Consider the following 15,783-nt stretch of genomic DNA (forward strand, 5'->3'; position numbering starts at 1 on the left):
GCGATCATGGAGTTCAACTAAAATCGGTAGACGAGCCCGAGGCCGGCGAGCGGCGATACGGTCGGCGTCTCGCCGACGGTTTCCTCTGGAGATGTGATGATGAAGCGGCGGCGGACGAGCGGCACGCTGACGCCCGCTTCCAGCTCGAGCGACGTGTCGGTGGCGAGCGCCCAGTCGGCGCGCGCGAGGGCGCCGGCGCTCCACCACGACCGCGAGGCGGACTGCGGGTCCGTGATCCCTCGCCCGCTGGCGGTGAGCCATCCGCCCGCGGCGAACACGCACGGCTGCACGTCGACCGGCCCGGCGACGTGCCAGCGCAGCGGGCACCCGGTGAGCGCCGCGGCCGTCCACTGAACGGAAGCGCGGCCCGCGCCCACCAGGTCGTTCCGCGCGTGGACCAGCGCGATCCCGAAGGAGGGGCTCAGCGCGCTGTTCGAGCGCTGTGTCATCCGGGCGACGACCGCGCCGCCGAGGCTCACGTAGGGTGAGACGACCTGCGCGACGAGGGCCTGGGCCCCGAGCTCGAACCGGAACGGCGGCGCCTCGGGCGCGGGGGCCGCGGGGGCCTGGTCGCGCGGCGGCGGTGGGGGTACGGGCGGCGGCGCAGGCGGCGTCGTGGGCGGGGGCGGGGGCGCGGGGGCGGCCTCCTCGGCGACCTGGTCGAGCGAGAGCGCCGCGGTGAGCGAGAGCGCCTGGAGGACGATGCCGCACGAGGCGCCCTCGACGGTGCGCGTGTCGGTGGAGCCGCGGTCGTGGATCACGCGCAGCTCGCCGTGGACCTTCCGTGGGGTGCGCGTGAGCCGCACCTGGACGTTCATGCTGGGCTCATCGGCGTTCGCCAGCCGCACGCGCTCATTCCGGGCGCTGATGGCGGCGTAGAGCTGGTCGGCCGTCGCGCAGTCCGCCGGCGCGTCGAGATCGATACGCACGGGGATCGGGTCCGGCGCCGCGGCGACCGAAGCCCCCCCGAGGACGACCAGCCCGATGGAAGCAATGCCGCCACCAGAAGACACGGGACGGAAGGTGCCACGAACCGTTCGCGGAGCGCCAGGCGCTCGTGCACACATCCCCCCGGGATCCCGTGGAATTCTGGCGCGACACCGCAAGGTCGCTCCGGCAGGAGCGCTGGCGCAACACAGGCGGAGCCAGGGTCTGTACGGAACGCCATCAGCACTCTAGCGGTGCGGATCCAGCTTGACAGGCGACACGCGCTCTGCACGAGGCGGGTTGTCGGGGCGCTCACCGTCCTGCGTGAGACCTTCGCTCTCGCGAGAGACGAGGATTCACGACGAAGACGCGGAGCCGCAAAGACGCAAGGAGGACAGGCGGGTGGGCATTCACTCGTGCTGGCGTCGACGCCTTCATGGTCCCCGCTCGCCCGTCCTCCACGACGCTGGCTATCTCACGCTCGCCGGTTCGGCGCTCCCTGGCTCCGTGTCTCCGCGTCTCTGCGTCTCCGCGTCTTTGCGTAGAAATCTGCGGTTCGAGACCACCTCCGCGGTGGGGCGATGGGGGAGCGGAGACGCGCGCTTGTGCGACGCGACGCGACGCGGACGCGGACGCGCTGGCGGCCATGCAGACGAGCGCGGGCCGCGCCGGCGACGGCTGGGCCTCTTCATCCCACCTCGCCGCCCTCGCGCGCTCGGCGGCGGGCGCGCCGCGGCCTTGCCCCGCCTTCCCTTCGCCCGCGCTCCGCGCGGCTCCCCCTTCCTGGCGCGGCGGCCTCGCGCTAAGGGGATCGCAGCCGTGCGACCCACCCCGCTCCAGGCCGTCGCGCCGCCGCTCATCGCGCTCGTGCTGCTGCTCGCGCTCTGGGAGGCGCTCGCGCGCGCGCTCGACGTCCCGGCCTACCTCCTGCCGCCCCCGTCCGAGGTCGCCCGCGCGGGCGTCAGCGACGCCGCCGCCCTGCTCGCCGGCGCCGTCACCACCGCGAAGGCCGCGCTCGCCGGGTTCTGCCTCAGCGCCGCGACCGGCGTGCTCGCCGCCGTCGTGCTCGCCTCGTCGCGCCCGCTCGAGCGGGCGCTCTACCCGTACACCGTCTTCCTGCAGACCGTCCCGATCGTCGCCATCGCGCCGCTGCTCGTGCTCTGGTGCGGCCCCGGCCTGCGCGCGGTCGCGGTCTCGGCGTTCATCGTCTCGGTCTTCCCCGTCATCGCGAACACCCTCGCCGGCCTGCGCTCCGTCGAGCCCGCGCTGCGCGACCTGTTCCGGCTCTACGGCGCCCGCCGGCTCGCCACGCTCGGCAAGCTCGAGCTGCCCTCGGCGCTCCCCCACATCGTGACCGGGCTGCGGATCGCGGCGGGCCTCGCCGTCATCGGCGCCATCGTGGGGGAGTTCGTCGCCGGCTTCTCGGAGGGCGCCGCCGGCCTCGGCATCCTGGTCCTCTCCGCCTACCGCCAGCTGCGCACCGATCTGCTCTTCGCCGCCGTGCTGCTCGCATCGGGCCTCGGCCTCGCGCTGTTCGGCGCCGTCGATCTCGCCGGCCGGCGGCTCCTGCGGCGCTGGCACCCGTCGGAGAGCGGCCGGTGAACGCGCGATCGCCGGGCTGGCCGGCCGCGTCTCCGCGCGGGAGCTCGTCTAGGATGCGACCCGAGCCGACGCGCCCGCGCGGCGCGAGCGCGCCACAACGCAAGGGGAAAACGCAGTCCATGGCTTTCACGCATCGACCTCGGGAGAGCCGGCTCCCGTTCGCCTCGCCGCCCATCGCGGCCTCCAGCGCGCTGCTCGCCCTCGCCAGCGCCGTCGCCCTCGGCGCGTGCGGCGAGGAGTTCACCGCGCGCCCGCCGGACCCGTCGACGAGCTCGAGCGGCGGCAGCGGCAGCGGCAGCGGCAGCGGCGGGGACGGCGGGGACGGCGGGGACGGCGGCGGGTGCCCGGGCGGCGGCGCGTTGTGCGGCGGCGCGTGTGTCGATACGAGCACGGACACGCAGCACTGCGGCGCCTGCGACAACGTCTGCTCCCGGAGCGGCGGCACGCCGAGCTGCCTCGACGGCGCGTGCCAGCCGCCGGTGTGCGACGAGCGCCGCGGCGACTGCGACCAGGATCCGTCGGACGGCTGCGAGGAGGACCTCCTGACGAGCGTCGCCCACTGCGGCGCGTGCGGTCAGCCGTGCAGCGGCCAGTGCGTCCAGGGAACGTGCGTCGTGCCCGAGCAGATCTCGGCCGGCGCCGACTACACGTGCGCGGTGCTCTCGGACAAGACGGTCTGGTGCTGGGGCAGGAACACCTGGGGCAACCTCGGCGACGGCTCGCTCCAGCAGGATCGCCCGATCCCGCGGCAGGTCGTCGGCCTCGACGGCCCGGTCGCGCGCGTGGCGGCGGGCCTCTCGTCGGCGCGCACGCACACCTGCGCGGTGATGGCGGACGGCGGCGTTTCGTGCTGGGGCGCCGGCAACAGCGGGCAGCTCGGCGACGGGACCGCCGTGAGCTCCCTCTCCCCGGTGCGCGCCAAGGACCTCACGGGCGTGCGGTGGGTCGCCGTCGGCGCCGCCCACACGTGCGCGGTGACGCGCTCGCACGACCTCTACTGCTGGGGTGAAGGAGGCTCCGGCCAGCTCGGGTACGGCGACCACGACGATCAGATCGAGCCGTTCGTGATGGCGGACGGCGTGGAGATGGTGACCGCCGGCGTGGCGCACACCTGCGCGGCCCTGCGGGAGCAGATGGGCGAGCGCCGGATGAGCTGCTGGGGGAACAACGACAACGGCCAGCTCGGGATCAGCTCGTTCGTGGCGCAGAGCACGCCGACGCCCCTCATGGGCCTCACCGACGTGGCGACGGTGGCCGCGGGCTCGCTGCACACGTGCGCCGCCCCGCGGACCGGGGTGGCGTCCTGCTGGGGCAAGGGGGACCACTACCGGCTCGGGACGGGCACCCTGATGACCGAGCCGATGCCGAGGGCGATCCCCGAGCTCATGGACGTGGCCCAGCTGGCGCTCGGCGCGAGGCACTCCGGCGCGGTGCTGGCCGGCGGCGCGGTGCTGCTCTGGGGCGACAACACGAAGGGGCAGCTCGGCAACGGCACCCAGGATCTCGGGGTCACCCCGCAGCCGATCGCGCTGACCGACGTCAAGGACCTGGCCCTCGGCGACGACCACAGCTGCGCGCTCACCGTCGCCGGCGAGATGTACTGCTGGGGCGACAACACGAACGGCCAGCTCGGCGACGGGACCACCGACCCGCGGCTCCTGCCGACGCGGGTGCGCTGGCCGGCGCGGCCGTAGGGGCCCCTGACGCGCGCGGCGGGAAGATCGTCCGGTCATGTCACAACCGGGATCACGTCCTCGTCCTGTCGCCGAGCCCTGCAGAGCGGGGCGGGAGGCATCCATGGACGAGAGGACAGGAAGCAAGCAGGACGCCCGCAGGCGCGCCCGGGTGGTGGTGATCGGCGGCGGGTACGCCGGCGTGCTGGCGGCGCTGCGGATCGTCGGCCACGCGGCGCGCCGGGGGGTGCCCGTCGCGGTCGCGCTGGTGAACCCGTCGCCGCTCTTCGTCGAGCGGATCCGGCTGCACGAGCTCGCGGCCGGCAGGCGGCAGCGCCGGATCGAGCTCTTCCGGCTCCTCGGGGCGCAGGTCGAGCTCGTGGTCGGCCGGGTCCGCAGGATCGACGCGGAGGCGCGGGCCGTCGAGGTCGAGCTCGCGGACGGGGGAGACGCCGCCGCGGCAGGGGTGACGCGGCGGCTCGGCTACGACGCGCTCGTGTACGCGCCCGGCAGCGCGGCCGACCCGGAGGTCGTGCCCGGCGGCCGCGCGCACGCCTTCGCGCTGGCGGACGCCGCGAGCTCGCGCGCCCTGCACGCGCGCCTGCGCGCGGCGCGGGACGGCGACCGCGTGGTCGTGGTCGGCGGCGGGCTCACGGCGATCGAGGCCGCGGCGGAGATCGCCGAGGCGTTCCCCGCGCTGCGCGTCGCGCTCGCGGCGCGCGGGGGCGTCGGCGAGGGCCTGTCGGAGCGCGGGCGCGCCTACCTCGCCCGGGCGCTCGGCGAGCTCGGCGTCGCGGTCCGCACGGGGGTGCGCGCGGTCCAGGTGGACGCGGGCGGCCTCCTCGTCGCCCGCGAGGGAGGCGGAGACGGCGCGGCCGCGGACGGCCCGGCCGAGCGCGTCGCCGCGGACATCGTCGTCCTCGCCGCGGGCTTCCGGCCGGCGGCGCTCGCCGCGAGCTCCGGGCTCGACACCGTCGCCGGCGGGCGGCTCGCGGTCGACCGGTGGCTGCGCGCGCCCGCGCACCCGGAGATCTGGGGCGTCGGCGACGCCGCGGCCGCGCTCGACGCCGAGGGCGCGCCGCTGCGCATGGGCTGCGCCACGGCGCTGCCGCAGGCGGCGTACGCGGCGGACGGCATCGTCGCGGCGCTCGCAGGCGACCCGCAGCCGCCGCCGTTCCGCTTCGCGTTCCTCATCCAGTGCATCAGCCTCGGCCGGCGGCGCGGCCTGATCCAGCGGGTCGACCCCCGCGACAGGCCGCTCGAGCGCGTGCTCACCGGGCGGCTCGGCGCGTGGGCGAAGGAGCTCGTCTGCCGCTTCACCGTCGCGTCGCTCCGCGTCGAGCGGCTCCTCGCCGGCACCTTCGGCTGGCCCGGGAAGGAGCCGCGGCGGCAGGGCGTGAGCGGCGCGGCGGATCGCGGGCGGCTCCCGTCCGGTGCGGCGACATGAGCGCCGCGGCGGGGGTGAGCGCCGCGAGCTTCACGGCGCACCGGCGCTCGCTGTTCGGCCTCGCCTACCGCATGCTCGGCAGCGCGGCCGAGGCCGAGGACGTGGTCCAGGAGGCGTACCTGCGCGCGCAGGCCGCCCGGGAGGCGCCCGAGTCGCCGGGGGCGTACCTCGCCACGATCGTGACGCGCCTCTGCCTCGACGTGATGAAGTCGGCGCGCGCGCGGCGCGAGGCGTACGTGGGGCCGTGGCTGCCCGAGCCCGTGCCGACCGGCGAGCTGCTTGGCGGCGACGGCGACGCCGCGGAGCCCCTCGACGCGCGCGGCGTCGCCGAGAGCCCGGCGGCGCGCATGGACCGGGTCGAGTCGATCTCCATGGCGTTCCTCGTGGTGCTCGAGAGCCTCTCGCCGCTCGAGCGCGCGGCGCTGATCCTGCGCGACGTGTTCGACTGGGAGTTCGACGCGGTCGCCGCGGCGCTCGGCCGCTCGCCCGCCGCCTGCAGGCAGCTCGTGCACCGGGCCCGCGAGCACGTGGCCGCGCGGCAGCCGCGCTTCCGCGCGACCGAGGCCGAGCGGACGCGCCTGTTCGGGGCGTTCCTCGAGGCGGCGGCGCGCGGCGACGCGGGCGCCCTCGCCGCGATGCTCGCCGAGGGCGCGAGCGCGACGCCCGACTCCGGCGGCAAGGCCAGCTCGGCGCGGCGGACGCTGCGCGGCAAGGGCCCGATCGCCCGGTACTTCATCGGCCTCTGGCAGAAGGCCGCGCGCGCGGGCGCGCTCGCGAGCGCCCGGATCGGATCGGTCAACGGCGGGCCTGCCCTGCTGATCTACGAGGGGGCGCGGCTCACGACCGTCATGGGACTGGACCTCTCGCCCGCGGGGATCGACACGGTCTGGATCGTGCGCAATCCCGACAAGCTGGCGCGGCTCGAGTCCAGGCTCGGGTCGTCGCGCCCGCTCCACGGATTGCCCAGCGCGCGCGCGTGATCGCCAGCGGCGGGCGCCGCGATCGCGATCGCCGCCGGGAAAAGCGAGCTTCGCGCGCGGGGCGGAGCCGCCGCGCCGCCGCGCCGCCGCGCGAGGCGGCAACAGCCGATGACAAAGCGACAAACGCTCGATCATAAGCGGGGTGGACGTGAATGCGTGGACGCAATCACAGACCATGAACACCTGGTCATGGACACCTGGTCATGAACGAGAGGAAGAGGTGGTTGTTTATGCCCGCAGCGGGGGGCGCCGCGACGGCACGCGCAACAATTCAAGTTCCAAGCGGATTTGACTCGACAGACAAGTGGCCGATCGGCTTATACTGGCCCCATCGTGGAAGCCTCTGCGGGCTGACAAAACGGGGAGGTTCAAGCCTCGTCCCGGCCGTGTCGGCTATTCGAGAAAACCCCGGTCCGTGAGCCACGGGCACAGGAGGGATCCATGTCGCATCACAAGCTGTCGGGTTCATCGTATTTCAGCGGGAAATTGCTTGTCTTCGGCGCCCTGGCGGTCCTCTCGGCCGTGTCGACGTTCATCGCAGGTCCGGCCCGGGCGCACGGGTGGTGGCACGGCGAGGTCAAGACGTTCGCGAGGACACCGGCCGATCCCGGGTTCCCCGAGGGCATCGCCGTCCATGGCAATCGGGTCTACGTGTCCGGTCCGGCCACGTTCGGCACGGCGGGCCGCGGCCCGTCGAAGATCTTCGTTTACGACAGGAATAGCAAGGTTCTGACGAGCACGATCGCGGTGGCGGGCGAGGCGCTCGCCCAGGAGCACGCGCTGAGCTGCGTCGCCGTCGACGACCACGGCCGGGTCTACGCGCTCAGCACGCAGCTCGGGCTGCTGCGCTTTACCAAGGTCGGCCACAGGTACGTCCAGGAGAGCTACGGAGCGCCGTTGCCGGACCTGCCGACGTGCGCGGCGGCCGCGCCGGGAGAGGCGTGCGCGCCGGCGCCCATCGAGCTTCCGCCCATCCCGAACGATATCGCCTTTGACGAGGACGGCTACGCGTACGTGACCGACTCGTTCCAGGCGACGATCTTCCGCTATTCGCCCGGGGGCGGCGCGCCGGAGATCTGGTTCCAGAGCCCCGCGCTCGCCGGAGGCGGGCCGAGCCCGTTCGGGGCGAACGGGATCCGGCTCGACCCGCGGCGGGAGCATGTGTACGTCTCGGTGACGTTCTCCGCCGCCGATCCGAGCGTCGGATACATCTACCGGATTCCCCTCGTCGAGTGGCCCGAGGAGGCCGACCTGGAGCTCGTGCACGAGTACGCCGCCGGCGAGGCGCCCGACGGGTTCGCGTTCGGCCGATCAGGGAAGCTCTATGTCACGCTCGCCGCGGCGAACGCGATCTCGGTGCTCGACGCGCACGGGCATGAACGGGCGCGCATCGAGAGCTCGCCGGGGGACGAGATCCCCCTCGACTCGCCCGCCAACGTCGCCTTCAACGACGCCGAGAAGACGCTGCTCATCGTGAACCACGCGCTCTTCAGCGGGAATCCAGATCACTTCGGGGTGCTCCGGGTCTGGATCGGCGACACGGCCGATCCGCTGGAGAAGCCGCGGCTCCCTTGAAGCGCGGCGGCCCGCGGGCCGAGGGGCCGCGCGGGCAGCTCGATCCTCTCCCTCACGATGTGAATCGCCGCCCCGGAGGCCCCGGGGCGCCTCAGGCCAGACCGCCGCGCCGGCGCACGATCCAGTGCGCGCCGAGCGCCACGGCCGCCGCCAGCGTCCAGGCCCACGGGGGCAGGAGCGGCGCGACGTGGCGCTCGGACGCCACCTGCGTCGCCGCGGGCAGCGGCAGCGAGCCGGCGGCCGGCGGCAGCACCGACGCGCCGCCCGTCGCCCGGGCGATCGCCTCGAGGCGGGCGACGTCGGGGCGAGGGTCGGCCCACTCGTCGCCGCCGCGCTCGCACGCGAAATCGCGCCGGGTGGTCGCGCCCTTGTGGCCGTCGCCGTCGCCCGCGGGGCCCTGCGCGGGGACGATCTCCACCGTGGCCGCGTAGCCGCCGGGCTCGAGGCGGCCGGCCGCGAGCTCGACCGGCTCGCCGCCCTCGCCGATCCGGGCCTCCAGCGTGCGCACCACGGCGCCGCTGCCGAGGCGCGCGATCGTCACCTTCGCCGCGCCCCGCTGGCCCGCGAGCGGGCGGAGCACGAGCGACGTCTCCTCGCCTGCGAGGCAGCCGCCGCGCGGCTCGATCGAGGCCGGCTCGAAGCGCGGGTCGCGCATGAGCCAGCCGAGCAGGGCGTCCCAGAACGCGCCGTGCGCGCGGCCCGCGGAGCTGGAGGCGAACGCGCTGAAGAGCAGGCGATGGCTGCCGTCGATGGTCAGCGCGATCGTCCGGCCGCTCTCGTGCTCGCCGAGCGAGAGCACCGGCATCGGCGCGCCCGAGGCGGTCGTGCGGGTCGGGTGCGCCATCAGCACCGTCGCCCCGGGCAGCGGGTCGCCGACCACGTTGGTCCCCGGCATCTCCGGCATCTGGTCGCCGATCAGCGCGAGCAGCGGCGCGAGCACCGGCGCCGCGCGGCCCGCCGCGGTGACGCGCGGCGCGAAGGCGCCGAGGTCCACCGGCTGGGTCCGGCCGATGTCGAGATCCACCGGCAGCACGCGGGCGAGCCGGGTGCGCGCGTAGTTGCCCTGCACGAAGGCGTTGGGGCCGCCGACCATGATCAGGCCGCCGCCCTTGTCGACGTACTGGGCCAGCGCCGGGAGGTGCTTGGTCAGGCCGTACGGCTCGGCGTCGAAGTCCTGCAGGACCACGGCGTCGAAGCTCGAGAGGTGCACGCTGAAGAGCTCGTCCACCGGGAACGGGATCAGCGCGAGCTCGTCGGACGTCGCGTTCACGGCGTCGCCCGGGGTGCGCAGGATGAAGAACGCCACGACGTCGACCGAGGCGTCGGCCTTGAGCCACATCCGGAGCGCGCGCACGTCGTAGGTCGGTCGGCCCGCGACGTGGAGCACCCGGATGCGGTCGCGCGCGACGTCGAGGGTGACGTAGCGGACGTCGTTCTCGGGCAGCTCGTCGCCGTCCGGCGCCTGGATCGCCACCTCGAGGATGCGCGTGCCCGCCCGGTCGAGCGTCACGCCGAGATCGACCGTGCCGACGCCGTCCACGACGCGCGCGGTGCCGGTCGCGAGCGTCGTGGGGGCGCCCTGCTCGCGCAGCTCGCGGGCGACGACCGGGACCGCGTCGCACGGCAGGCCGCCGCTGCAGCCGATGTCGATGCGCAGCGAGAGCGGCTGGTGGGCGACGGCGGCGCCCGAGGTCCGGACCGCGCGCACGCTGGCGTCGCGCGCGGACTCGGTCGCCACGGCGACCGTGTGCACCGGGACGCCGAGCCCCTCCAGCGCGGCGCGCGTCGCCGCCGCGGTGTCGTCGGGGCCCGGGCGGTCGAGGCGGCCATCCGAGACGACGACGAACGCGGCAGGGCGCTCGTCGGCGGCCCGGGCGAGCGCCTCGAGCGCGGCGCTGAGGTCGGAGCGCCGCTGCGGCCGGCCGGGGGCGGGCGCCGGCGCGACGGCGGCCGCGGGAGCGGCGCTGCCGCCCGGCGCCGGCTCGGCGCTGCCGCCCGGCGCGGGAGCGGCGCTGCCGCCCGGCGCCGGCCCGGCGCTGCCGCCCGGCGCCGGCACAGGGGCCGCGCCCGCGTCGGCCGGGATCGGCGCCCCCTCGCCGAACAGGTACCGGGAGAGCCGGACGTCGGCGCGCTTGCCGAGCTCGGCGAGCGCCTGCGCGGCGCTGTCACGGCGGGTCCCCGCGAGGCCCGGCAGGTCCATCGACCGGGAGCCGTCGACCAGCACCACGACCTTCGGCCCGACGAGGCTCCCGCGCGAGGTGATCGCGACCGGGCGCAGGATGGCCGCGAGCAGGGCGACCACGGCGAGCGCGCCCGTGAGCGCGGTGCCGAGCGCGCCGAAGGGCGCCCCGCCGCCGGCCGTCCCGCCGGCCGGCCCGCCGCCGGCGCGGCCGCGCGCGCGGACGAGCTCGAGCACGAGCAGCCCGAAGCTCAGGGCGGCGACGACGCAGGCGACGGCGACGATCGGCGAGGTGAGATCGCCCGAGGGCGCGAGGCTCCGCGTCACGGCGACTCCGACAGGGCGCGCGCGGGGCGGCGCGAGGAGGGTCCGCCGCCGGCGCCGGAGAGCAGGGGGAGCGACAGCGCGAGCGGCGAGTCGAAGGCGCGCGGCACGGGCGGCAGCCTAATACATCGGGGCGGGGTGTCCCAGCCCGGCGCCGCCGCCGCGCCCTCCAGGCTCAGCCGCCTTGCGTGAGGTACTCGATGAGCTCCGCCTCGTTCGACGTGACCAGCCGCCGGAGGCCGTCTTCCCTGGCGAAGCGCTGGATCTGCATCGCGCCGACGACGCTCTGCACGAGCACGCCGATCCGGCGGAAGCCGGACATCCAGCGCGGCCGGAGCCGGCGCATGGTGGCCTCGAAGGTGGGGTCGTTCCGGCCGATGGCCGCCCGGGTGTCGACGAGGAGCGCGTACCGCGATCGACCCAGCCCGTCGAGGACACGGCTGAGCTCTTCCATCACGGCCTCGACCTGCTCGAGCGAGTCGTACGACTTCGCGGTGCGCACGTTCCAGACGAGGCGCCGCGGCTCGTCGACCAGGACGACGAAATAGTCGTTCCCCCAGACCTGCTTCGGGGCGGCGGGAGGGAAACTCGACGTCACGGCAGCCCAGGCAGCGCGGGTCCGGAGCGGGGGCGCCCGTCGTCGATCGCGCGGCGGCGCATCAGGAAGGGCGCGTGCACCTGGTCGTCCTTGTAGTTCGAGCAGAGCACGTACATCGCGATGTTCACGGCGAGGCGGAACGCGCGCTCGCGCTGGGCGTCGCCGCCGGGGGTGACCTCGACGCTCGGGCCGCCGGTCTCGGAACGGGCGAGCGCGCCCGAGAGGTCGTGGTCCGAGAAGATCACCTGCGGCATGCCGCCGCGCACGATCGCCGAGAGCTTCTGCGGCCCCTCGACCCGGCCCACGGCGCGCTGGAGCAGGTAGAACGAGCGGAAGACGACGTTCTCCGTGCCGATCGGGATCGGGGAGCCCTCCGGCAGGACGCGCGCGAGCTCGCGGCGCGCGGCGCGGCCGAACGCGCCGCGCTCGGGGGCGAAGTCGTCGACGAGGAGGACGCCGCCGAGCGCGAGGAAGCGGCGCAGGCCGAGCACCTCGCGGGCGGTGAGCGGCGGGATGTCGCCGTCGCCGCCCCAGAGCGCGAACGGCTCGGCGAGCAGCGACGGGTCGTCGGCCCGGACCGTGGTCGGGCTGCGGCGCGCGGGCGCGCTCGTCCGGCGCTCCAGCTCGAACGACCAGCGCGCCGGCGCGGTGGCGCGCACCCCCTCCCAGCGCGCGTTGCCCGTGAGCAGCGGCCGCGGGTTCCACGCCCCGTCCTCGCCGAAGGCGCGCACGGGGCGCGGGATCGCCGAGAGCAGCAGCGCCGAGAGTAGCACCAGCGCCGCCGCGGCGAGGCGGCGCGGCCGTCGCCGGGAGAGAGCCGGCCCCGTCTGTCGCCGGGAGAGAGCCGGCCCCGTCCGTCGCGTCAATCGAAGTCCTCGACCCGCCACACGCCCGCCTCGCGCCGGAGCTTCACCTCGTGGCCTCCGGGCACCTGCACTGTAGCGGAGTCGCCCGCGGTTTTCACCTCGAGGCCCTCGGGCTGGGCGAGCCCCTCGACGAGCGACCGGAGATCGCTCTCGATGGCGCTGCGCGTCGCCGGCGTCAGGACGCGGAGCAGGCCGGCGTAGCTGCGGCGCGCGAGGACGCGGCGGAGCTGCTCGAGCGCCTGCTCGGGGGTGCGGCCGCCCGCGGGCAAGGCGTCGGCGGCCGAGATCCGGAAGGCGCGCTCGCGCTCGTCGAGCTCGAGGGTCGCGACCTCGCCGTCCGGGTACCGGACGCGGGCGCGGGTCTTGATCACGACGCCGGGCGCCGTGACGCTCTTCGCCTGCTCGGCCAGCTCGGCGCGCGCCTCGGCCACGCGCCGCCGCACCTCCTCGCGCGACATCGCGGTGCGGCTCTTCTCGCTCAGCATGCCGTGGATGGCGTCGGCGTCGCCGCGCGCCGCGGCGTCGGCGTACGCCCTCACCGCCTCCTTCGGGTCGGGCAGCGAGGACGACGTGCAGGCGCCGGCCGCGCCGGAGAGCGGCAGGAGGAGCGCGAGCAGCGGGGCGGGGGCGCGCGGCACGGGCGGAGCCTAGTACATCGGCGGCGGCGTGTTCCAGCGCCGCGGCGAGCGCGGCCATCTATCACCGTAAGCGCCTCGCCGTGGTAAGGCGGCGCTCCCCGCGCCAGGGCGCGGCGCCTCCACCCCATGAACGCAGCCGTGACCGCATGACCGACGTCGCTGGAAAGCTCTGGGGGTTCTGTCACACGCTCCGCCACGACGGCATCGATTACGGGGACTACATCGAGCAGATCACGTACCTGCTCTTCCTGAAGATGGCCGACGAGCGGGGCATCGATCTCTCGCGCGTCGAGCGCGGCGCGCCGGGCGGCGGCGGCGAGGCCACGGACTGCTCCTGGCCGGCGCTGCGCGCCTGGGCCGGGCGGGAGCTCCTGGACCGGTACGCCGAGGTCCTCCGGGCGCTCGGCGAGGCCCCGGGCCTGCTCGGGGAGATCTACGCGGGCTCGCAGCCGCGCTTCAACAGCCCGGCGAACCTGAAGAGGCTCATCGAGCTCATCGACGAGATCGCGTGGACGCGCCTCGGGGTGGACGTGAAGGCCGCGGCGTACGAGGGCCTCCTGGAGAAGGCCGCGGCCGAGGGCAAGAAGGGCGCGGGGCAGTACTTCACGCCGCGGGTCGTGATCGAGGCGATCGTGCGGTGCATGAGGCCCGATCCGCGCGGGGATCCGGGCTTTGTGCTCTGCGATCCGGCGTGCGGCACGGGGGGGTTCCTCGTCGCCGCCCACGAGTGGCTCATGGCCGAGGCGGAGGGGGCGCTCGACCCGGAGACCGCGGAGCGGGTGAGGCGCGGCGTGTTCTTCGGCTGCGAGCTCGTCGCCCGGCCGCGCCGGCTCGCGCTCATGAACCTGGTCCTCCACGGGCTCGCGCCGACGATCACCCTCGGCGACGCGCTCGCGGCGCCCGCGCCGGACGCGCGGTTCGACGTGGTCCTGACGAACCCGCCGTTCGGCACGAAGGGGGCGAGCCAGGCGCCGCGGCGCGCCGACTTCGCGGTCACGACCTCGAACAAGCAGCTCAACTTCCTCCAGCACGTGGTGACGATCCTCAAGCCGGGCGGGCGGGCGGCGGTGGTCCTGCCGGACAACTGCCTGTTCGCGGACCAGGCGGGCGAGGTGTTCAAGGTCCTCACCGAGCGCTGCGATCTGCACACGGTGCTGCGCCTGCCGCGGGGGACGTTCACGCCGTACTGCCCCGGCGTGAAGGCGAACGTCGTGTTCTTCACGAAGGGCCGCGCGACGGAGGAGGTCTGGATCTACGACGCGCGGACCGGTGTCCCGTCGATCACCAAGAAGGACCGGCCGCTCTCGCCGGCGCACCTCGCCGGGTTCGAGCGGTGTTACGGCGACGACCCGAGCGGGCGCTCGGGGCGCCGGGCGGAGGGCGCCGGGGACGACCGGTTCCGGCGCTTCGGCATCCGCGAGGTCGAGGAGCGGGAGTTCAAGCTCGACGGGTTCAAGTGGCTCAAGGAGGCGCCGCTCGACGAGGGGGGTGAGCTGCCGGAGCCGGAGGAGCTGGCGACCGAGGCGATCCAGGAGCTGGAGGAGGCGGTCGCCGGGCTGAACCGCGTGCTCGCGCTGCTGGAGCGCGGGGTGAACGGGGCGCCGGAGGCGGCGGGAGGATGAGCGAGGAGCTGCCGGAGGGGTGGGCGCGGACGACGCTCGCGCGCGTGTGCTCGCACCGGAGCGGGAGCTCGAAGCGCATCAAGGGGAAGCTCCACGCCGGGGCGGGACCCGGGCGTTACCAGGGGTTCAGCGCGTCCGGGCCGGACGTGTGGTGCGACACCTGGGATCACGAGGGCCAGGCGATCGTCGTGTCGGCGGTCGGGGCGCGGTGCGGGAGGGCGTTCAAGGCGCGCGGGCGGTGGTCGGCGACCACGAACACCTATGTCGTCTGGCCGCGCCTCGAGGTCATCGACCTCGACTACCTGTTTCTCCACGTCGACAACGAGGGCTTCTGGGCGAAGGGCGGCTCCGCGCAGCCGTTCGTGAAGGTGCGCGAGACCTTCGAGCGCCCCATCGCGCTGCCCCCGCTCGCCGAGCAGCGCCGCATCGTCGCGAAGGTCGAGGCGCTGCTCGCGGAGGTGAACGCGTCGAAGGCCCGGCTGGCCCGGGCGTCGCTGCTCCTGAGGCGGCTCCGGCGCGCCGTGCTCGCCGCGGCGTGCTCGGGGCGGCTCACGGACGACCTGCGTGCGTCGGGCGGCGGCGCGCCGGGCGGCGGCGTGCCGGGCGGCGGCGCGCCGGGCGATGAGCTCACGCAGGCCCCGCCGGGCTCCCCTCGAGGGGCGGTGCACGAGGGCGACGGCGCGGCCTGCGACGACGCGGCGCCCCGGCTGCCCGCGTCGTGGGCTGTCCGCCCGTTCGGCGCGCTGGCGGAGAACCACGACGGCCGCCGCGTCCCGGTGAGAGCCGCCGACCGGGAGCGGCGCCGGGGACCTTACCCGTACTACGGGGCTTCGGGGATCATCGACACGATCGACGGTTACCTGTTCGACGGCGACTACCTGCTCGTCGCCGAGGACGGGGCGAACCTGCTGTCGAGGAGCACGGCGGTGGCGTTCCCCGCGAGCGGCCGGTTCTGGGTGAACAACCACGCTCACGTCGTCCAGCCGAAGGCCGGCGTCGTGCTCGGGTACCTGGAGGCCTTCCTCAACGGGCTCGACCTGCAGCACCACGTGACCGGCTCCGCGCAGCCGAAGCTCACGCAAGCGGCGCTCAACAGCATCCCTGTGCCGCTGCCGCCCCCCGAGGAGCAGGCCGAGATCGTCCGCCGGGCGCAAGCGCTCTTCGCGCTGGCCGGACCGATCGAGGAGCGCGTCGCCGCCGCCGCGGCGCGCGCCGAGAAGCTCCCGCAGGTGATCCTCGCCAGGGCGCTCTCGGGCCAGCTGGTGCCCACCGAGGCCGAGCTGGCCCGGGCAGAGGGCCGGGACTACGAGCCCGCGGAGGCGCTCCTGCGCCGCGTCTCCACCAGATCTTGA

The 15,783-nt window shown here is 75.2% G+C and carries 12 protein-coding genes; 7 read left to right on the forward strand and 5 right to left on the reverse strand.

Features of this window, described 5'->3' with window-relative positions; translation table 11 throughout:
* Positions 1-17 precede the first annotated feature (17 nt).
* Positions 18-1,013, reverse strand: a complete 996-nt coding sequence (locus tag WMF43_RS31520) for a hypothetical protein (protein WP_437670393.1) — start codon at positions 1,011-1,013, stop codon at positions 18-20.
* 733 nt (positions 1,014-1,746) lie between these two features.
* On the opposite strand from WMF43_RS31520, the gene WMF43_RS31525 reads away from it, so the two are divergent.
* The 5 genes from WMF43_RS31525 (at position 1,747) to WMF43_RS31545 (ending at position 8,204) form a co-directional block, all read left to right on the forward strand.
* Positions 1,747-2,529 (forward strand): ABC transporter permease, encoded by a 783-nt coding sequence (locus WMF43_RS31525; protein ID WP_437670395.1) that lies wholly within the window; start codon positions 1,747-1,749, stop codon positions 2,527-2,529.
* A 119-nt stretch (positions 2,530-2,648) separates the two neighbouring features.
* Entirely contained in the window at positions 2,649-4,223 is a 1,575-nt protein-coding gene (locus WMF43_RS31530) for a hypothetical protein (RefSeq protein WP_437670397.1), read from the forward strand.
* Positions 4,224-4,326: 103 nt separating this feature from the next.
* Positions 4,327-5,649: an NAD(P)/FAD-dependent oxidoreductase gene (locus WMF43_RS31535; RefSeq protein ID WP_437670398.1), complete on the forward strand. Its 1,323-nt coding sequence runs from the start codon at positions 4,327-4,329 to the stop codon at positions 5,647-5,649.
* Positions 5,646-6,629 (forward strand): RNA polymerase sigma factor SigJ, encoded by a 984-nt coding sequence (gene sigJ / locus WMF43_RS31540; protein WP_437670400.1) that lies wholly within the window; start codon positions 5,646-5,648, stop codon positions 6,627-6,629. Before WMF43_RS31535 ends, sigJ begins: the two co-directional genes overlap by 4 nt.
* Before the next feature lie 441 nt (positions 6,630-7,070).
* On the forward strand, positions 7,071-8,204 hold the full coding sequence (locus WMF43_RS31545) for an SMP-30/gluconolactonase/LRE family protein (protein WP_437670402.1): 1,134 nt from the start codon (positions 7,071-7,073) through the stop codon (positions 8,202-8,204).
* A gap of 91 nt (positions 8,205-8,295) precedes the next feature.
* On the opposite strand, the gene WMF43_RS31550 is transcribed toward WMF43_RS31545, so the two are convergent.
* The 4 genes from WMF43_RS31550 to WMF43_RS31565 form a co-directional block, all read right to left on the reverse strand.
* Entirely contained in the window at positions 8,296-10,710 is a 2,415-nt protein-coding gene (locus tag WMF43_RS31550; RefSeq protein WP_437670404.1) for a glutamine amidotransferase, read from the reverse strand.
* A 172-nt stretch (positions 10,711-10,882) separates the two neighbouring features.
* A complete protein-coding gene (locus WMF43_RS31555; protein WP_437670406.1) occupies positions 10,883-11,305 on the reverse strand; it encodes a hypothetical protein in 423 nt (140 codons plus the stop codon).
* Positions 11,302-12,078: a DUF4159 domain-containing protein gene (locus WMF43_RS31560; protein ID WP_437670408.1), complete on the reverse strand. Its 777-nt coding sequence runs from the start codon at positions 12,076-12,078 to the stop codon at positions 11,302-11,304. Before WMF43_RS31560 ends, WMF43_RS31555 begins: the two co-directional genes overlap by 4 nt.
* A gap of 89 nt (positions 12,079-12,167) precedes the next feature.
* Positions 12,168-12,809: a hypothetical protein gene (locus WMF43_RS31565; RefSeq protein ID WP_437670410.1), complete on the reverse strand. Its 642-nt coding sequence runs from the start codon at positions 12,807-12,809 to the stop codon at positions 12,168-12,170.
* 146 nt (positions 12,810-12,955) lie between these two features.
* On the opposite strand from WMF43_RS31565, the gene WMF43_RS31570 reads away from it, so the two are divergent.
* Both WMF43_RS31570 and WMF43_RS31575 read left to right on the forward strand, forming a co-directional pair.
* Positions 12,956-14,431 carry a type I restriction-modification system subunit M gene (locus WMF43_RS31570; RefSeq protein ID WP_437670412.1) on the forward strand — a complete coding sequence of 492 codons (1,476 nt, stop codon included), beginning with the start codon at positions 12,956-12,958 and terminating at the stop codon, positions 14,429-14,431.
* On the forward strand, positions 14,428-15,783 hold the full coding sequence (locus WMF43_RS31575) for a restriction endonuclease subunit S (protein ID WP_437670413.1): 1,356 nt from the start codon (positions 14,428-14,430) through the stop codon (positions 15,781-15,783). Before WMF43_RS31570 ends, WMF43_RS31575 begins: the two co-directional genes overlap by 4 nt.

The sequence above is a fragment of the Sorangium sp. So ce131 genome, from assembly GCF_051519095.1.
Classification (GTDB): Bacteria; Myxococcota_A; Polyangia; order Polyangiales; family Polyangiaceae; genus Sorangium.